The organism is Dolomitihabitans soli (genome assembly GCF_022213955.1).
Classification (GTDB): domain Bacteria; phylum Actinomycetota; class Actinomycetes; order Streptosporangiales; family Streptosporangiaceae; genus Streptosporangium_A; species Streptosporangium_A soli.
Genome location: NZ_JAKNTW010000002.1, coordinates 237,034 through 256,780 on the forward strand (window position 1 = coordinate 237,034; position 19,747 = coordinate 256,780).

The window sequence follows — 19,747 nt, forward strand, 5'->3', positions numbered from 1 at the left end:
AACACAAGGATTCGACGGTGACGGATTCAAGCAAGGCCGCCTCTCCCGACACGATAGCGATCATCGGGATCGGCTGCCGGCTGCCCGGCGGCGCGTCCGACTATCGGGCGTTCTGGCGGAACCTGATCAACGGTAAGGACTGCATCACGCGGACCCCGGCCGACCGATACGACGTCACGACGCTCGGCAGCGGCGACAAGGCCAAGCCCGGACGCCTGGTCGGCGGGCGCGGCGGCTACATCGACGGCTTCGACGAGTTCGACCCGGCGTTCTTCGGCATCAGCCCGCGCGAGGCCGACCACATGGACCCGCAGCAGCGCAAGCTGCTGGAGGTGGCCTGGGAGGCGCTGGAGGACGGCGGGCAGAAGCCCGCCGAGCTCGCGGGCCGCGACGTCGGCGTGTTCGTCGGCGCGTTCACCCTCGACTACAAGATCCTCCAGTTCGCCGACCTCGGCTTCGACACGCTGGCCGCGCACACCGCGACCGGGACCATGATGACGATGGTCTCGAACCGCATCTCCTACTGCTTCGACTTCCGCGGCCCCAGCCTCTCTATCGACACCGCGTGCAGTTCGTCACTCGTCGCCGTGCACCTGGCCTGCCAGAGCCTGCGCCGGGGCGAGACCAGCCTCGCGCTCGCCGGCGGCACGCTGCTGCACATGACGCCGCAGTACACCATCGCCGAGACGAAGGGCGGCTTCCTGTCCCCCGACGGCCGGTCCTCCCCCTTCGACGCCTCGGCCAACGGCTACGTGCGCGCCGAGGGCGTCGGCGTGGTCGCGCTCAAGCGCCTGGAGGACAGCCTGCGCGACGGCGACCCGATCCACGCGTTGATCGTCGGCACCGGCGTCAACCAGGACGGCCGCACCAACGGCATCACGGTGCCGAACCCCGATGCCCAGGTCCGCCTCATCGAGCGGGTCTGCGCCGACGCCGGCACGGTGCCGGGCGCGCTGCAGTACGTGGAGGCGCACGGCACCTCGACCCCGGTCGGCGACCCGATCGAGGCCAACGCCCTCGGCCGGGCGCTGTCGATCGGGCGCGAGCCGGGCGCCAAGTGCTACGTCGGCTCGGTGAAGACCAACATCGGGCACACCGAGTCCGCCGCCGGGATCGCCGGGCTGATCAAGACCGTGCTGTGCCTGAAGCACAAGAAGATCCCGCCGCACATCAACCTGGAGCGGATCAACCCCGAGATCGACCTGGCCGCCGCGCCGTTCGAGATCCCCGCCGAGCCGGCCGACTGGCCCGAGCACGAAGGGCCCGCCCTGGCCGGGGTCAACTCCTTCGGCTTCGGCGGCACCAACGCGCACATCGTGCTGGCGGAGGCGCCGCCCCGCGAGCAGCCCGCCGTGACGCCGACCGAGCCCGGCTACGGCATCCTCCCGCTCACCGCGCGCGATCCGGCTGCGTTCCCCGAGCTGGTCAAGGGCATCCGGCGCGAACTGGCCGGCGTCGACGGCCCGCCGGTGGCACTGACCGACCTCGGCTACACGCTGGCCCACCGCAGGCAGCACCTCGACTCCCGCCTGTCGATCGTCTACTCCTCCCGCGCCTCGCTGGACGAGTCCCTCGCGGCGTACCTGCGTGGCGAGGCGAACCCGCAGGTGCTCCTCGACCAGCGGCGCGACGCGCGGAAGCTCGTCTGGGTCTTCACCGGCATGGGCCCTCAGTGGTGGGCGATGGGCCGCCGGCTCTTCGAGACCGAGCCCGTCTACCGCGAGGCGATCGAGCGCTGCGACCATGAGATCGGCAAGCTCGCCGGCTGGTCGCTGATCAAGGAGCTCAACGCCGCCGAGGACGACTCCAGAATGGCGGAGACCTGGCTGGCCCAGCCGGCCAACTTCGCGGTGCAGATCGGCCTGGCCGCCCTGTGGCGCAAGTACGGCGTGCGCCCGGACGCCGTGGTGGGGCACAGCACCGGCGAGGTCGCGGCGTTCTACGAGGCCGGCGTCTACAGCCTCCAGGACGCGATCAAGATCGTCGTGCACCGCAGCCGCCTCCAGCAGAAGCTGGTCGGCACCGGCACCATGCTCGCGGTGAGCCTGCCCGAGGCCGAGGCGCTGCGCCGCCTGCGGGGCCACGGCGACCAGGTCTCGGTGGCCGCGGTCAACAGCCCGACCGCGATCACCCTGGCCGGCGACGAGGACGCCCTGGCGAAGATCGCCGTCGAGTTGCAGGCCGAGCAGATCTTCGTCAGGTTCCTCAGCGTGCGCGTGCCGTACCACAGCCCGCGGATGGAGCTGATCAAGGATGAGCTGCTGTCCTCGCTGGCCGACCTGGAGCCGCGCGCCGCGCAGGTGCCGCTCTACCTGACCGGGCAGGAGGGCCTGGCGCGGGGGGACGAGCTCGACGCGGACTACTGGTGGCGGAACGTCCGCGACGGAGTGCGTTTCCACGCGGCGATCGACCGCCTGGTCGACGACGGCTACGGCCTGTTCCTTGAGGTGGGCCCGCACCCCGTGCTCGGTCACTCGATCCAGGAGTGCCTCAGCGCCCGGAACGCCGAGGGACGGACCCTGCCCTCGATCCGCCGCCAGGAGGACGAGGCGGCGCGCTTCGCCATGTCGCTGGCCGCGCTGCACAACCTGGGCGTCGACATCGCGTGGGACGTGCTGCACCCCGCGGGCACGCCGGTGACGCTCCCCCGCTATCCGTGGAAGCGCGACCGTTACTGGGTGGAGCCCGCGGCGGTCGAGCAGATCCGGCTCGGCAGGCGCGACCATCCGCTGCTCGGCCGCCGGATGGCCACCGCCGAGCCGACCTGGGAGGCCACGCTCGACACCGAGGCGCTGCCGTACCTGGGCGATCACCGCATCCAGGACAACGTGTTGTTCCCCGCGGCCGGCTATCTGGAGATGGCCACCCAGGCGGTGCGGGCGATGACCGGCGGCACGGAGGTGACGCTGGCCGACGTCGAGCTGCGCAAGGCGCTGTTCCTGACCGGCGGCGAGGCCAGGAAGGTGCAGCTCTCCTTCGCGGGCGAGGGCGCCGCGTTCACCATCGCGACGATGCCGGGCGCCGGTCAGGACCGGATCGTGCACGCCGGCGGGATCGTCCGCGCCGGTCAGCCCCGCCGGCTCGGCGCCGCGCTCGACACCGAGGCGATCCGGGCGCGCGGCGGACGCCGTCTCGACGGCCCCGGCTGTTACGCGGCGCTGGCGGCCATGGGTTACCAGTACGGCCCCGCGTTCCAGGGCATCGAGGAGGTGTGGATCGGTCCCGGTGAGGCGCTCGCCCGTATCCGCCCGGCCGAGACGCTGGCGGGCGACGCCGCCGACCACCATTTCCATCCGGCGCTGCTCGACTCCTGCTTCCAGTCGCTGCTGGCCGCGCAGCTCCCGGACGAGGACACCGGCTCGCCGGGCACCGGCATCCGCCTGCCCCTGTCGATCGGGGAGGCGCGTCTCGGTCCGGTGGGCGACCAGCCGATCTGGGCCCACGCGACGATCGTCAGAGACGACGGCGAGGAGTTGGTCGGCGACATCGCGGTCTACACCGAAGGCGGCGCGCCGCTGGGCCGGATCGACGGGTTCCGCGCGGTCGACGTGGAGAAGGCGTCGGCGACGGTCGGCCTGGGCACGATCGACAACTGGCTGGCCGACCTGACCTGGGTCGAGCGGCCGCTCCCTGCTTGCCCTGTCGGCTCCGCCAACTCTGCTAGCCTCGTCGGCTCCGCCGACTCTGTTGGCCCCATCGGCTCCGCCGACCCTGCTGGCCCCATCGGCTCCGCCCACCCTGCTGGCCCCGCCAACGACGACGTGCTCGCCGCCGAATGGCTGATCTTCGCCGACACGCAGGGCGTCGGCGACGAGCTGGCCACGCTGATCCGGGCCCGGGGCGAGCGCTGCCACCTGGTTCGGCCCGGCTGGAGTTACCGGATGCGCCGGGAACACGGGGAGTCGGCGGTCGTGCCGGGCTCCGCCGCCGATCTCAGGCGATTGTTCGACGAGCTGGGCCCGCCGGCCGGCCCCGTCGTGCACCTGTGGAACCTCGACCTGCCGCCGATCGACGCCACGTCCGGAGACGAGCTGGGCCGGCACGCGGGCACCGGCGCGTACTCCGTCGTCGCGTTGGCTCAGTCGATGCTGTCCGCGCGGGCGGGCGGGCGGCTCCACGTCGTCACCCGCGGGACCCAGGCCGTGGCCGCATGTGAGGCCGTCGAGCCGCTCGGCGCGCCGGCCTGGGGGATCGGCCGGGTGCTGTGGCAGCAGGAACTCACCGCCAACCGGGGCAAGCTGATCGATCTGGACCCAGCGGGCGGCGGCGACCCGGCCACCCGCCGGACCGAGGCCGCGGCGCTGCTGCGCGAGCTCGCGGTCGACGACGAGGAGGAGATCGCCCTGCGCGGCGATCAGCGTTACACCAGCCGGCTGCGGCCGGTCGAAGATCTCACCCGCCCGCTGCCGCTCCGCCTGCGCCCCGACGGCAGCTACCTGGTGACCGGCGCGTTCGGCGCGCTCGGCCGGCTGCTGTGCCGCACGCTGGTCATGCGGGGCGCACGCAGGCTGATCCTGGTGAGCCGGAGCAGGGTCCCCGACCGCGGCCGGTGGCGTGACCTCGACCCGCGTTCGGCGGCAGGCCGTCAGGTGCGGTTCCTCAGAGAGCTGGAAGCCCTCGGCGCGCAGCCGATCCTGGCCCCGCTCGACATCACCGACGAGACCGCCCTGACCACCTGGCTGGCCGGCTACCGGGCGAGCGAGTCGCCGCCGATCCGCGGCGTCTTCCACCTCGCGGGCCGGGTCCGCGACACGCTGATCCCGGAGATGGACCGGGAGATCTTCGACGCCGCGCACGACGCCAAGGTGGTCGGCGCCTACCTGCTGCACCGCCATCTGCGCGCGGAGCCGCTGGAACACTTCGTGCTGTTCGCGTCGATCGCCTCGCTGCTGACCACGGCGGGCCAGGCCAACTACGCGGCGGGCAACGCCTTCCTGGACGCGCTGGCGCACCACCGCCGGGCGGCCGGTCTGCCGGCGCTGAGCATCGATTGGGGTCCGTGGGCCACCGGCATGATCGAGGAACTCGGGCTGGTCGCCCACTACCGCAACAGCCGTGGCATGACCTCGCTGTCGCCGGACGCCGGCATGGCGGTGCTGGAGCGCGTCATCGGCCAGGACCGCGCCCAGTTGCTGGTCGCGACGGTGGCCGACTGGCAGCTCTTCCTCGCCTGGTACACAGCGCCGCCCTCGCTGGTGACCGAGTTGGCCGTGGCCGCGAACGACTCGCCGCCGGGTGAGCCCGGCGGTTTCCTCGACACGTTCCGCGACGCCGACGAGGAGCAGCGCGGGCAGCTGCTGGCGACGCGCTTCACCGCGCTGGCCGCCGATGTCCTCCGGGTCGCGCCGGAGCAGATCGATCAGGTGGCCAGCCTCAACTCGCTGGGCCTCGACTCGCTGCTCGCGATGGAGCTGCGCGCCCGGATCCAGACCGAGCTCACCCTGTCGTTGCCGGTGGTGGCGTTGCTGGGCAACGCTCCGGTAAGCGAACTGATCGCGCAGGCGTACGCGAGCCTGGCCGACCTGGTGGCCGCCGGTGAGGGGGGCGGGGGCTCGACGGCGGAGGTGTTCGGCGACGAGGGGCTCTACCCGCTGACCCAGAACCAGCAGGCGTTGTGGTTCCTGAAGCAGCTCAATCCGGACGGCTTCGCCTACAACATCGGCGGCGCGGTCGAGGTGCGCGCCCGGCTCGTCCCCGAGCTCATGTTCGCCGCCGTCCGCACCGTGATCGAGCGCCATCCCAGCCTGCGGGCCAACATCGTGCACGCCGAGGGGCGGCCGATGCAGAAGATCTCCTCCGGCGCCGAGCCCGACCTCGCCCTGTTCGACGTCCAGGACAGGGCGTGGGACGACATCCACCAGATGATCATCGACGAGTACCGCAAGCCGTACGACCTGGAATGTGATCCGCTGGTGCGCTTCCGGTTGTTCAAGCGTGGCGACGATCACTGGGTGATCATGAAGGCCGTCCATCACATCGTGTCCGACGCGATCTCGACGTTCACCTTCATCGAGGAGATGTTCGAGATCTACGAAGGGCTGCGCCAGGGCAGCCCGGTGGAGCTGCCGCAGGTCTCGGCGACGTACCTCGACTTCCTCAACCGGCAGAACCAGGTCCTGGCCGATCCCGGCGCGGCCAAGATGCTCGACTACTGGCGGGAGCACCTGCCGGCCGACACGCCGATCCTCAGCCTGCCCACCGACAAGCCGCGCCCGGCCGTCCAGACCAACAACGGCGCGTCCGAGTTCTTCGTGCTCGAACCCGAGCTCAGGGAGCGCGTGCACGCCCTGGCACGCGAGCACAACGTGACCGTGTTCGTGGTGCTGATGAGCGCCTACTACATCCTCCTGCACCGCTACTCGGGGCAGGACGACGTCGTCGTCGGCAGCCCGGTGACCGGCCGTACGGAGACGCGGTTCTCCTCCGTCTACGGCTACTTCGTCAACCCGCTGCCGCTGCACGTGAACCTGGGCGGCGAGCCGTCGGTCGCCGAGGTCCTCGCGCAGGTCCGCACGACCGTGCTCAACGGGCTCGACAACCAGGAGTACCCGTTCGTGCTGCTGGTGGAGAAGCTGGGGCTGCGACACGACCCGAGCCGTTCCGCGGTGTTCCAGGCGATGTTCATCCTGCTCGCCCACAAGGTCACGACCGAGCGGTACGGCTACCGCCTCGACTACATCGAGCTGCCCGAGGAGGAAGGGCAGTTCGACCTCACGCTGTCGGCCTACGAGGACGAGACGGACCAGCGGTTCCACTGCGTGTTCAAGTACAACACCGACCTGTTCGTACCGGAGACGATGCGGCGGCTGGCGTCGCACTACGTCAACCTGGTCGACGCGCTGACCCGGGCGCCCGCCGCTCAGCCGATCACCCGGCTGGAACTGCTCGGCGCCGAGGAGCGCGGGCGCGTCCTCGCCACGTGGAGCGGCGCCGACCGGCGGGCCCGCTACGACCTGCCGGTGCACGAGCTGATCAGCCGGATCGCCGCCGAGCGTCCTGACGCGGTCGCCGTGTCGATGCCGTCCGTCTCCGGCCCTCCCCGGCGGCTGACCTACGGCGAGGTCGAGCGCGACGCCCGCCTGCTGGCGCGGCGGCTGCGCGGGCTGGGGGTCCGCAACGGGTCGGTGGTGGCGTTGTGCCTGGACAAGTCGCCCGAGCTGATCGTCGTCCTGCTCGCGGTGCTCAAGGCGGGTGGCGCCTATCTGCCGCTCGATCCGGGGCATCCCGTCGACCGGCTGGCCCACCTGGTCCACGCCGCGGGCTGCGGGCTGGTCATCGTCGACGACTCCGCCCGAGAGCTGCTGGCCGGGCTGCCCGGCGGCGCGCTCACCCTCGGCGACCTGCACCGGATCGCCGATCCGCCGGGGGCCGAGCCGGAGGTCATCGTCGATCTCGACTCCCCCGCGTACGTCATCTCGACCTCCGGCTCGACCGGCCGCCCCAAGGCGGTGCGGATCAGCCATCGCAACCTCGCCTCCGCCTACGGCTCCTGGCGCGAGGAGTACCGGCTGGACCACGACGTCCGGGTCCACCTGCAACTGGCGAGCTTCCCCTTCGACGTCTTCACCGGCGACCTGGTCAGGGCGCTGTGCTCGGGCGGCACCCTGGTGCTGATCTCCCGCGAGCTGCTCTTCGACACGGCCCGGCTGTACGAGACGATGCTGGCCGAGCGGGCCGACTGCGGCGAGTTCGTGCCCGCCGTCGTGCGCGGGCTGATGAGTCACTGCGAGCGCGAGGGCAGAGGGCTCGGCTTCATGCGCCTGCTGATCGTCGGCTCCGACGCGTGGAAGGTCGAGGAGTACGAGCGGCTGCGCGCCCTGTGCGGCCCGCGGACCCGCCTGGTCAACTCGTACGGGCTCAGCGAGGCGACCATCGACAGCACCTACTTCGAAGGCCCGGTCGACGGGCTCGAACCAAGCCAGATGGTGCCGATCGGACGCCCGTTCCCGAACAGCGCGCTCTACATCCTCGACGAGTACGGCGAGCCCGTGCCACCCGGCGTGCCCGGGGAGCTGTGGATCGGCGGTGAGGGGGTCGCGATGGGCTACGCCGGAGATCCGGAGCAGACGGCGCGGCGTTTCGTCACCCTCAGCCTGAACGGCGAGCCCACCCGTCTCTACCGGACCGGCGACCTCGCGCGGTGGGATGCAGGCGGCGGCGTGCACCTGCTGGGACGCGCCGACACGCAGGTCAAGGTGCGCGGCCACCGCGTCGAGCCGGGCGAGATCGAATCCCAGCTCACCGCCTGGCCCGCCGTGGAGCAGGCGGTGGTCACGGTGCGCCAGGACGCGCACGGTGACAGCACGCTGTGCGCCTACTGCGTCCCGGCCGCCGGTGCGGTCCTCGATCTGCGCGAGCTGCGCCGGCATCTCACCGGTTACCTGCCGACCTTCATGATCCCGTCGTACTTCGTCGAGCTGCCCGCGTTGCCGCTGACGTCCAACGGGAAGATCGACACGGCGGCGCTGCCCGCCCCGACGGCCGGCGCGGGCAAGCCGGCCTACGAGGCGCCGGTCACGATCTACGAGCTGCGGATGGCCGAATACTGGAAGGAGTTGCTCGGGCTGGAGGATGCCGGCCTGCACGACGACTTCTTCGAGGCGGGAGGCAGCTCGATCAAGCTGATCGAGCTGATCTACCTGCTGCGTGCCGGGTTCGGCGTCGCCATCCCGGTCAGCCGGCTGTTCAAGGTCACGACGTTGCACGGCATGGCCCTCGCGGTGGAGCAGGCCGTCAACGGGGGGAGCGCCGACGTCCAGCCGTACCTTGTCTTCGGCGGCGGGCAGACGGTCTTCTGCTTCCCGCCGGCGGGCGGCCATGGGCTGGTCTACCGGGCGCTCGCCGCGCACCTGCCGGAGTACCGCCTGGTGGCGTTCAACTATCTGTCCGGCGACGGCAAGGTCGGGCGGTACGCCGACCTGGTCGAGGCCGTCCAGGCCGAGGGGCCCTGTCTCCTGTTCGGCTACTCGCTCGGCGGCAACCTCGCGTTCGAGGTGGCCAAGGAGTTGGAGGGGCGCGGCCGCGAGGTGCGGAACGTGATCATCATGGACTCCTACCGCGTCGCCGAGTCCTTCGAGGTGGGCGACGAGCACATCGCGGCCTTCGAACAGGAGCTGGGCGAGCACCTGCGCAGGCACACCGGGTCGGAGATCGTCGCACAGGAGACGCTCGACCAGGCCAGGGAGTACATCTACTTCTGCAGCCGCACCCCGAACCTGGGGTCGGTCACCGCCACGGTCAGCGTGATCTCCGACGAGGAGAAGGTGGCGTTCTACGCCGCCGGGGAGCGCGGCACCTGGCACGGCAGTTCGGCCACGCGCACCGAGGTGCTCCGCGGCTTCGGGACGCACGCCGAGATGCTCGACGAGCAGCATCTCGCGCGCAACGCCGGCCTGACCCGCGCGACGCTCTCCAGCGCGATGCTCTCCGGCGAGACCTCGGCGGCGGGCGAAGCACCGCCGCCGAGCGGGGCTCTGCCGCCAAGCGGGACCCTGCCGACGAGCGAGACGTTGCCCGTGGACGAAGCACGGCCGGGGAGTGAGACGCCGGTGGCGGGCGGAACACCGTCGGTTAGCCAGACATCGCCGGGGAGCCAGACATCGCCCGTGAGCGAGACGGACGAGGCCCAGGCGGGCAAGGTCCAGGTTCCGGCGGGCGGTGAGACCCGTGTCGCGTGACACCGGACCCGACTGGAGCACCCGCGACCGCCCTCCCGGCTCAGCCCCCCGGGTCATCATCATCGGCGCGGGCGTCGGCGGTATGGCCACCGGCTGCTACGCGCAGATGAGCGGGATGGAGACCCGCATCTTCGAGAAGCACGTCCTGCCGGGCGGCTGCTGCACGGCGTGGTCGCGCGAGGGCTACATCTTCGACTACTGCATCGAATGGCTGGTCGGCACCGGCGCCGGCAACGACGCCAACCAGGTGTGGCGCGAACTGGGCGCCCTCGACGGCAAGACGATCATGAACTTCGAGCAGTTCAACAGGATCACCGACGAACACGGCAGGTCGGTGACGTTCTACAACGATCCCGACCGGCTGGAGCGGCACCTGCTGGAGATCTCGCCGGCCGACGGGCCGCTGATCCGGTCCTTCTGCCGTGATCTGAGGCGATTCATCGACATCAACCTCTACCCCTTCCTGAAACCGTCCTCGTTGCAGACGCCTCGCGAGAAGCTCAGGACGCTGTTGACGGTCCTCCCCGCGTTCCGCCTCTTCTGGCGCACCGCCGCGACGCAGATGCACACCTTCGCCGACAGGTTCCAGGATCCGTTGCTGCGCCGTGCGTTCCGCAACATCTTCTTCCAGGATCACGAGATCTTCCCGCTGCTGCCGTACCTCTTCAACATGGCCAGCGCGTACAACAACAACGCCGGGTTCCCGCAGGGCGGCTCGCTCGGCCTGTCGCGCTCGATCGAGGAGCGGTACACCTCGCTCGGCGGAGTGATCACCTACCGGGCCCGCGCGGAGCGCATTCTGGTCGAAGACGGCCGGGCGGTCGGCGTGGAGTTGCGTAACGGGTCGCGGCACTACGCCGACCACGTCGTCTCGGCGTGCGACGGCTACACCACGATCTACGGCCTGCTGGACGGGCGGTACACCAGCCCGAGGATCGACAAGCTCTACAACGACCTGCTGAAACGGCCCAGCATTCTGTACCCCGGGGTGGTCTCGGCCTTCGTCGGCGTCGACGGCGACTTCGACCCCGGCGACGCGCACAGCACGACCTACCTGCTGTCGGATCAGGAGAGCGCCGAACTGCCGGGCGTGCTGCAGAACAGCCTGGTGGTGCAGGACCGCTCCCGCTACTCCGACGGCTTCGCCCCGCCGGGGAAATCCGTGATCCACTGCACCTATTTCAGCGACTTCGGCTACTGGCAGTCCCTGCGCGGCAGCGACCGCAAGGCGTACTGGGCGCGTAAGCACCAGGTCGCCGACTTCGTCCGGGAGTTCCTGGAGCGGCGCTATCCCGGCCTCGGCGGGCGCATCGAGCAGGTCGACGTGGCCTCGCCGGCCACCACCAAGCGCTACACCGGCAACTTCAACGGCAGCATCCTGGCCTGGAAGGCGTTCTCCGAGGCCGAGGACGTGGTGACCAAGGTGATCAACAAGGACCGGATGCGCCTGCCCGGCCTGCACGGCTTCTCCATGGCCGGTCAGTGGGTCGGCATGGGCGGTCTGATCCGCGCCGCGTCGACCGGCCGTTTCGTCACCCAATACCTCTGCGAGGAGCTGGGGATCGCGTTCAAGGCGTGGGAGAGCCCGGGAGGCCGGGCCTGGCACCGCGACCAGCTCGGCCATCTTCCCCAGCTTGAGAAGTGGCCGGTGCGCTAGCCATGCGAGAAACAATGATCATCATCGGCGCGGGCCTCGGTGGGCTGTCCACCGGCTGCTACGCGCAGATGAACGGCTACCGCACCCAGATCCTGGAGATGCACGAGATCCCCGGCGGCTGCTGCACGGCCTGGGACCGGGGCGAGTTCACCTTCGACTGCTGCATCAGCTGGTTGCTCGGCAACGGCCCCGGCAACGAGATGCACCAGATCTGGCTCGAACTCGGCGCGCTCCAGGGCAAGCAGATGCGCCATTTCGACGTCTTCAACATCGTGCGGGGCCGCGACGGCCGGGCGGTCTACTTCTACTCCGACCCGGACCGGCTGGAGGAGCACCTGCTCGGCATCTCGCCGGCCGACGCCAGGCTGATCAGGAACTTCTGCGACGGCCTGCGCAAGTTCAAGAAGTGCCTGGCCGTCTACCCGTTCCTCAAGCCGGTCGGTTTGATGGGCCGGGCCGAGCGCCTGCGGATGCTGTCGTCGTTCCTCCCCTACTTCAACGTCGTCCGCAAGTCGATCAGCGTGTTGATGACCGACTACTCGGCGCGGTTCAAGGATCCGTTCCTGCGCGAGGCGTTCAACTTCGTCCTCTATGAGAAGCACCCGGCGTTCCCGGTGCTGCCGTTCTACTTCCAGCTCGCCGCGCACGCGAACCTCTCTGCGGGGGTGCCTGAGGGCGGCTCTCTCGGGCTGGCCAACTCGATCGAGCGACGCTACCGGCGGCTCGGCGGGCAGGTGACCTACAACGCCAAGGTCGAGGAGGTGCTGGTCGAGAACGACCGCGCGGTGGGCGTACGGCTCAGCGACGGGCGCGAATTCCGGGCCGACATCGTGGTCTCCGCCTGCGATGGTCCCACCACGACGATGAGCCTGCTCAAGGGCGCCTACCTCAACGACGCCTACCGCCGGCTCTACACCCGCACCCTCAAGGAGCCGGGCATGGTGTTCCCCGGCTACTTCACCGTCTTCCTCGGCCTGCGGCGGCCCTTCCCCGAAGCGGAGCCCTGCACCACCTACCTGCTGGACGACGCCGAGGCGGCCGAGCTGATCGGCATCCGCCATCCCAGCATCAACGTCCAGTTCCGCAGCATGCACTACCCCGAACTGTCGCCCAAGGACACGACCGTCGTCTACGCCACCTATTTCTGCGACATCGCCCCCTGGCGCGCCCTGAGCGAGGGCCCCGAACAGGCCAGCCGCGTCCGCAGGGGCGAGGAGTTCCACACCCTGCCCGTACGGCGAGGCCGCGACTACCAGACCGCCAAACGCCGGGTGCGGAACTCGATCGTGGCGTTCCTGGACCAGCGCTACCCCGGCCTGGCGGACACGATCGCCGTGCGCGACGTGTCGAGCCCGCTCACCCAGGTCCGCTACACCGGCAACTACGACGGGACCGTGCTGGGCTGGCAGCCGTTCGTGGAGAGCGGCGAGACCCTCGAAGTGCTGGTCAAGAAGCACGGACCCCGGCTACCCGGGCTGGAGAACTTCTACGTGTCGGGGGTGTGGGCGACGACGGGCGGCCTGATCCGCGCCGCGGCCGCGGGCCGGCATGTCATGCAGTTCGTCTGCCGCGACGACGGCAGGACGTTCACCGCCGACGTCGACGACACCGCGCCGCCTCCGACGCATCTCGTCGTTCCCGTGGGAGCCGCAGCCACGGGACCCACCGCAATCAACTCGCCGACTAGGAGCATGGCATGAAGATCGAGAAGTGGATCATGCGCGAGCACAACGAGGGGGTGCCCGACGCCGCGAAGATGTACGAGAAGGTCGTCGAGGACGTCGAGGTCAAGCTGGCCGACGACGAGATGCTGTTCCGGACCCGCTACGTGTCCGTCGATCCCTACCTGCAGGGCATCGCCAGGGACACCCCCATCGGTGATCACATGGGCGCCGACTCGATCATGGAGGTGCTGGAGGCGGGGCCGGCCGCCGCCCATCGGCCTGGCGACCTGGTCCAGGGCTTCGGCGGCTGGCGGAGCCATGTCATCAGCGACGGCGCTGCGCTGCCGTGGAAGACGGGGGAGTTTCCCATGGTGTTCCCCGCCTACCGCAGGCTGGATCCGGCGCGCTTCGACGACGCGCTGCCGATCTCGACGGCGCTGGGCGTCATGGGCGGCCCCGGCATGACCGCCTGGGGCACGCTGACCAAGTTCATGACGGTCCGGCCCGGCGACACGGTCGTGATCAGCGGCGCGTCGGGCCTGATCGGGTCGCTGACCGGGCAACTGGCCAAGCGCGCGGGGGCGCGGGTGGTAGGCACCACGGGAACCCCCGAGAAGATGGCGTATCTCACCGGCCTGGGCTTCGACGAGGTCATCCTCTACCAGCAGGGCGACGACACGGAGACGGTTCACCAGGCGCTCGCCGCCGCCGCGCCGGACGGAGTCGACAAGTACTTCGACAACCTGGGCGGCAGCGTCACCGACGCGGTGTTCGCCATGCTCAACATCGGCAGCCAGGTCGCGGTGTGCTGGCAGTGGGCGAGCCAGGTCGGCAATGACCACGTGGGGCCACGGCTGCTCCCGTACATCATGTACCCGCGCACCACCGTCCGCGGCATCTACGCGCTCGAATGGTTCACCGAGGAGAACTGGAGCGCCCTGCACGACGACCTCGGCGACCTGGTCCGCCGCGGTGAGATCACCTGTTCGCAGACCATCCGCCACGGGTTCCACGACATCCCGAACGCCTACCAGAGCCTCTTCCGCGACAGGGCGGCCAACCGGGGCAAGATCCTCGTCAAGCTGTGAGGACGGGCGGCGCCGAGCGACGGCCCTCGTCGGCGCCCCCGCCGGTCATTCATGACCGGCGCCTTATCGAGCGCGGGCGAATTACGTTGATTATTATCGGCGCGCAGTTGACACGACCCCACCCCCATCCTTTAATGTGAATTCCACAGAGAAGGCCGGGCCCGCCACGTGCGGCCCACACGGCGACAGGGGGGTGGAATGATGGACAGGAAGATGGCGGTCACGATGACCTGCCGCACCTGCGGCCGTCACTCCCTCGTCTGTCGTCAGCCCTGTTGTCAGGGCTGAGCGACCTCTCCACCGCACCCGTTCAACCTGGGCCGCCTTGTGCCCGAATGGTGCGCTTCCGCGAAACACAGACTCTCGCGTCATTCTCAATTCACATGCTCGGCGTGTTCTGTTTCGCGTGCCGTACGAATGAATGCGGTTTCGTCGAAACGTGCCCGTTGAATGCTTTCCAGTTTTGGTCGTCCGTTCTATTGAAAGGACGAAGTAAGCGAGTCAGCCGTGGCTGGCTCGGCATGGCCGTGTGCCCGAGTGGCCCAGGGAACCGCCTGCAAAGCGGTAGACACCGGTTCGAATCCGGTCACGGCCTCCATGTCCCGTCGTGCCGCCCGCCCGCTCCAGCGGGGGGCGTCACGAGCCGGCTACGGACAGCCCCCGGCTGGCACACTCACTCGCGACCCCGACGGTTCGGGGGTTCGGTCACTGGAAACCGAGCCGGGCCAGGGGTTCGACGAGTTGGTGCTCCTCGTAGGACAGGTGGGAGAGCAGCGTGTCGGTCAGCAGGTCAACGGCGGCGCGTACCTCGGCCAGGCCGTCGGGGACGGTCACGAAGGCGACCAGCGCGCGGTCCACGCGTTCGATGACCTCGTGGATGGCGTGGTGTTCCTCCTCCAGGCGATCGATCACGGGGGTGAGACGGGCGTCGGATCGGCGCAGGTGGGGGAAGAGACTCTGGTCCTCCAGCAGGTGGTGGTTGGTGACGACCCGGCAGTACGACTCGCAGTAGGCCCCGAGGGTCCAGTTGTTCTGCCGCATGGTCATCGCGTTGAGTCGTGACCGGGCGGTGCCGGGGTCCATGGATCCGGCGGCGACCTGCTCCACCAGGTCGCGCAGCTGTGCCAACTCGGTGCGCAGATGATCGTGCACGTCGATGAGGTGCCGGCCGGCCGCCTGCTCGTGGGGCGTGTAGGCGCGGGCCGGATCCGGCTCCGGGCCGGTGGGCCGGGTGCTCTCGTCCCAGGCCGGGGCTTCGCTGAGCCGTACGCCGTCGTCGGGGGTCGGCGCCGCCAGCGGCCCCGTCTGCCCACGGGCGTCGCGTCGCGCCGTCCCTCCGAATACCCGCTCCCGAAAGGAAGGGGCACTCCGCACATTCTGCTCAGCGACCGCCTTCCGCTCCGAAACGCCCTCCGCAGCGGAACCCGCACCAGGCACGCCACCGCCACCGCCCTCGTCCGGGCGCCGTTCACCAGACACGCCACCCCCTGACGGGAGCCGCTCATCACCAGACGCACCATCCGCGGACACGGGCCGCTCAGGAGAGGTGCCGCGTGCTGTCTCGACCAGTTCGCGTACGGCGGGGGCGACCTCGGCCGCGAACCGCTGGATGGCGACGGCCGAGTCGCTCGCCAGGATGTAGCCGCTGACGCCGTGGGCGAGGGTCAGCTCGGCGAGTTGTTCGGCCCATACCTTGGGCGGCCCCTGCAGGAAGCCGTCGCCGGTGAAGGAGCCGGTGATGTTGTAGAGGCGGCGCACGGCCTCCGGGGTACGGCCTGCGGCGGTGGCCGCCTCGTCGATGACCTGGTTCCCGGCCGGTAGCTGATCGGGGGGCACATAGGACGAACTGGGCAGCCACCCGTCGCCGGCCCGCCCGGTCAGCCGCAGCATCCTCGGTTTGATGGCGCCGAGCCAGATTCCGATGTCATGAACGGGGAACGGCCCCGGCTTCGTACCCTGGACCTGGTAGTGCTCGCCGTCCAGGCGCAGGCCGCGTCCCGGCGTCCACAGCGCGCGGATGAGCCGGATGGCCTCCTCCAGCGCGGTCACCGATTCGGCGGGGGTACGGCGCGGGCCGCCCTGAGCCGCGATGGCCTCCCAGAACGCGCCGGCGCCGAGGCCGAGCTCGGCCCGGCCGCCGCTGAGGATGTCCAGGCTGGCGGCGCTGCGGGCGAGCACCGCCGGGGGGCGGAGCGGCAGATTTGCCACGTTGGGGAACACCCGCACGCGGGTGGTGGACGCCGCGATGACCGACAGCAGGGTCCAGGCATCCAGGAACGCCGGTTGGTAGGGATGGTCCTGAACGCTGACCAGGTCCAGCCCGGACTGCTCGGTGAGCCGTGCGAGGTCGACGACTCGCTCCGCCTGGTCCGCCGCCGGCGTCAGAAAGGTGCCGAACAGCAGATCGTGCCCGTAGTCGGCCATCGGGGGGTCTCCTCCTCCTCAAACGTGCGGAACTCAGGCCGGGATGCGGGCCGCCGCCTGCTCCGCCAGGAATCGGCCGTGACGCCCGGCCGACTCGTGGGCGGCGTGCAGGGACTCCTCGGCCAGTCCCCGGAGGGCCGCCATCTCGGGTTTCACGTCGGCCAGCGTGAGCTCGGCCAAGGCGGTCTGCACCTCCATGCCCAGCACGTCCTGGACGAATCGGACCAGCCAGGGCGTGGAGTGGTCCCAGCCCTCGCGCGGCGTGCCCGGCCCGTAGCCGCCACCACGAGCGGTGACCAGCGTCGCCGGGCGCGCCGCCAGCGGCTGCACGCCCGGCGCCAGGCGCGGGTCGGTCAAGATCAGATCAGCCCAGGTCTTGAAGTGCTGTGACGGTCCGAAGTTGTAGAGCGGCACCGCGAACAGGTAGGCGTCGGCGGCCATCAGTTCGTCGACGAGAGTGCTCGCGAGCGCGGCCGAGCGCCGCTGGGCGTCGGTGCGCTGGTCCGACGGGACGAAGCTCGCGGACACCGCCTGCGACCACACGTCCGACGGCACCGGGTCGGAGCCGAGATCACGCCGGGTGATCGTGCTGTTCGGATGGGCTCGCTGCCACTCGGCCTGGGCCGTGTCGCCGACCTGCCGGGTGATCGAGCCGTCTTCGCGGATGCTGGCGTCCAGCCTGAACAAGATCATGATGACCTGACCTCTCGTAATATATGTTGCTGGACAGACGATATTGCATATCGATGTGTTGTCAAGAAGAACATCATGATGACCACACACCCTGGTAGACTCATGGCATGGCGACTCGTGAACGCAACCTCGCCCAAGTCGGGACCGAGCCCGGCAGCGCCGGCGTAGGCGACGTCGGCTGGGCGCTCGGGGTGTTGTTCCGCGCCTACGCCAAGGCGGTCGGCTCGGCGGTCAGCGATCTGCCCGGCGGCCCTCGCGGCTACCAGGTCATCACCGCCGCGGTCCAAGAGGTCACCACCAACCAGGGATCCCTGGCTCAGCACCTGGGCATCGACCGCACCGTCCTGACCTATCTCATCGACGACCTTGAGAAGGCAGGGCTGGTCGAGCGCCGTCCCGACCCGGCGGATCGGCGCAACCGCCGCATCGTCGCCACCGACGCCGGCCGCGAGGCGTGCGAGAAGCGCGGGCGGCACATGCGGCACGTCGAGTCCTACCTGCTGGGCGCTCTGAGCGACGCCGAGGCCGAGGAGTTCCGCACCATGCTGCAACGCCTCGCGTCGCACGTCAACGCGCTCGACCCGCTCAAGAACGCCTGCGACATCGCAGACCACCTGGAGCCCTGAGCCCCGAGCTTGCGCCCCGAGTCCTGAGTTCCGAGCCCGAGTTCAGAGTTCAGAGTTCAGAGTTCAGAGTTCGGCCGCACGATGCCCGGCCGACGGGCGCGTGGGCGCGTGGGCGAGCGCCACGGTCCCGGTCACCGCGCTGGGAACGAGGGGCGGCGGACCGGGCGCCCGCTCAGCCCACGATGACGATCTCTCCGGACGGCGTCCGCACCGCCGCCATCCTGGAAGGCCTCGACCAGCCTGCCGATACCAGCCTGCCGGTGAGGAGGCGAGCAGCAGGTCTCCCCGCTCTGACAACGCGAGGCGACGGAACCGCACGGGTCCGGGGATCAGCGGCGTTCCGAGCCAGGTAGGCGTTGCCGACCTACGAGAGACTTCGTCGTACAGGGAAGCGACACGAGCTCGACCATGGCGATCCCCCGCCCACCAGTCCTGTCTCAGGTGCGATGAGCAGTCAGTGGATCGACGTGCGGTTGCGATGTGACTCAGATATCGAAGCTAGAATGTGCGAAGGTAAGGTGATTGCTCGTGACGACGTTTCGGATCAGCGAGGCGGCCGTGCTGCTCGGGGTCAGCCCCGACACCGTCCGGCGCTGGATCGACGCCGGGCGGCTGCCGGCTCGCCGCGACGAGCATGGCCATCGGATCGTGGCCGGGGTCGATCTGGCCGCGTTCGCGCGAGCCCAGATCGAGGCGGAGGACGGCTCCGGGCATTCCTCGGCGCGCAACCGCTTCCGCGGGATCGTGACCGAGGTGATCAGGGACGCGGTGATGGCCCAGGTGGAGATCGCCGCCGGGCCGTATCGGGTGATGTCGTTGATGAGCCGTCAGGCGGCCGACGAGCTGGGCCTGGAGGTGGGGGTGATGGCGGTCGCCGTGATCAAGTCCACCAACGTCGTCGTGGAGATTCCCGACCACGCACGCACGTGAGCCGGTAAGGAGCCCTCGTTGTCCAGATCGCCATGCGCCCGGTGACAGCCCGGTTCCGGCCACGCCTCCGCCCGCCCGGAAGGAGCGCGGTGATGACGCGTGCGCCCGTGGCAGGTCGCGTCCCCTGGATGCTGGTGCTGCCGGCCGGGGTCGGCATGGTGTTCCTGGTGCTGCCCCTCGCCGGGCTGCTGGTCCGCGCGCCCTGGCCCACGTTGGCCGAGCGGCTGGCCGAACCGCAGGTGCTGGAGGCGTTGCGGCTGTCGCTGGTGACGGCGACCCTGGCCACTGCGCTGTGCCTGCTGTTCGGCGTGCCGCTGGCGTGGCTGCTGGCGCGGGTCGCCTTTCCCGGCCGGCGGCTGGTACGGGCGCTGGTCACCGTACCGCTCGTGCTGCCCCCGGTGGTGGGCGGCGTCGCGCTGCTGCTCGTCCTGGGACGCCGCGGCCTCGTCGGGGAGTGGCTGGACACCACCTTCGGGATCACGCTGCCGTTCACCACCGCGGGGGTCGTGATCGCCGAGACCTTCGTCGCCATGCCGTTCCTGGTGATCAGTGTCGAAGGTGCGCTGCGCGCGGCCGACCTGCGGTTCGAGGAGGCCGCCGCCACGCTCGGCGCGTCCCGCTGGACCATCTTCCGCCGCGTCACCCTGCCTCTCATCGCGCCGGGCGTCGTCGCCGGAGCCGTGCTGTGCTGGGCCCGCGCGCTGGGCGAGTTCGGCGCCACCATCACCTTCGCCGGCAATTTCCCCGGCCAGACCCAGACCATGCCGCTGGCCGTCTACCTGGCCCTGGAGACCGAACCCGAGGCCGCGATCGTGCTCAGCCTGGTCCTCCTGGCCGTCTCCGTGGTCATCCTGGCCAGCCTCAGAGACCGGTGGGTGAACACCCCATGACCCCGCACGCCCACCCCGCCACCGAACGCCCCGCACCCCCACCTCACCGTCAGACGTTCAGGACCACCGACCACCCCATGCCCCGCACGCCCACCTCA

Annotated in this window: 9 protein-coding genes and 1 tRNA gene; 8 read left to right on the plus strand and 2 right to left on the minus strand. The window is 70.1% G+C overall.

From position 1 onward, the window contains the following. Window positions 1–17 precede the first annotated feature (17 nt). The 5 genes from MBA17_RS05970 to MBA17_RS05990 all read left to right on the plus strand — a co-directional run bounded on the left by MBA17_RS05970 (window position 18) and on the right by MBA17_RS05990 (window position 14,684). Window positions 18–9,677, plus strand: a complete 9,660-nt coding sequence (locus MBA17_RS05970) for a non-ribosomal peptide synthetase/type I polyketide synthase (protein WP_455432703.1) — start codon at window positions 18–20, stop codon at window positions 9,675–9,677. After that, window positions 9,667–11,334, plus strand: coding sequence for a phytoene desaturase family protein (locus MBA17_RS05975; RefSeq protein ID WP_238495262.1), 1,668 nt, complete (start codon window positions 9,667–9,669; stop codon window positions 11,332–11,334). The genes MBA17_RS05970 and MBA17_RS05975 overlap by 11 nt, the downstream gene beginning before the upstream one ends. A gap of 2 nt (window positions 11,335–11,336) precedes the next feature. Beyond that, the gene (locus tag MBA17_RS05980; RefSeq protein ID WP_238495263.1) at window positions 11,337–13,034 is read left to right on the plus strand and encodes a phytoene desaturase family protein; all 1,698 of its coding nucleotides are present in this window, start codon (window positions 11,337–11,339) and stop codon (window positions 13,032–13,034) included. Then, window positions 13,031–14,086: a zinc-binding dehydrogenase gene (locus MBA17_RS05985; RefSeq protein WP_238495264.1), complete on the plus strand. Its 1,056-nt coding sequence runs from the start codon at window positions 13,031–13,033 to the stop codon at window positions 14,084–14,086. The genes MBA17_RS05980 and MBA17_RS05985 overlap by 4 nt, the downstream gene beginning before the upstream one ends. 523 nt (window positions 14,087–14,609) lie before the next feature. Continuing rightward, window positions 14,610–14,684, plus strand: a tRNA-Cys gene (locus tag MBA17_RS05990). A 107-nt stretch (window positions 14,685–14,791) separates the two neighbouring features. Here MBA17_RS05990 and MBA17_RS05995 read toward each other — a convergent pair. Both MBA17_RS05995 and MBA17_RS06000 read right to left on the minus strand, forming a co-directional pair. Then, window positions 14,792–16,510: an LLM class flavin-dependent oxidoreductase gene (locus MBA17_RS05995; protein WP_238495265.1), complete on the minus strand. Its 1,719-nt coding sequence runs from the start codon at window positions 16,508–16,510 to the stop codon at window positions 14,792–14,794. A 33-nt stretch (window positions 16,511–16,543) separates the two neighbouring features. After that, window positions 16,544–17,203: an FMN-dependent NADH-azoreductase gene (locus MBA17_RS06000; protein WP_238495266.1), complete on the minus strand. Its 660-nt coding sequence runs from the start codon at window positions 17,201–17,203 to the stop codon at window positions 16,544–16,546. A gap of 107 nt (window positions 17,204–17,310) precedes the next feature. Between MBA17_RS06000 and MBA17_RS06005 the strand changes: the two genes are divergently transcribed. The 3 genes from MBA17_RS06005 to MBA17_RS06015 all read left to right on the plus strand — a co-directional run bounded on the left by MBA17_RS06005 (window position 17,311) and on the right by MBA17_RS06015 (window position 19,649). Continuing rightward, window positions 17,311–17,829, plus strand: a complete 519-nt coding sequence (locus MBA17_RS06005) for a MarR family winged helix-turn-helix transcriptional regulator (protein WP_238495267.1) — start codon at window positions 17,311–17,313, stop codon at window positions 17,827–17,829. Between the two features lie 528 nt (window positions 17,830–18,357). Next, a complete protein-coding gene (locus MBA17_RS06010; RefSeq protein ID WP_238495268.1) occupies window positions 18,358–18,759 on the plus strand; it encodes a TOBE domain-containing protein in 402 nt (133 codons plus the stop codon). 92 nt (window positions 18,760–18,851) lie between these two features. Then, window positions 18,852–19,649 carry an ABC transporter permease gene (locus MBA17_RS06015; RefSeq protein WP_238495269.1) on the plus strand — a complete coding sequence of 266 codons (798 nt, stop codon included), beginning with the start codon at window positions 18,852–18,854 and terminating at the stop codon, window positions 19,647–19,649. Window positions 19,650–19,747 lie beyond the last annotated feature (98 nt).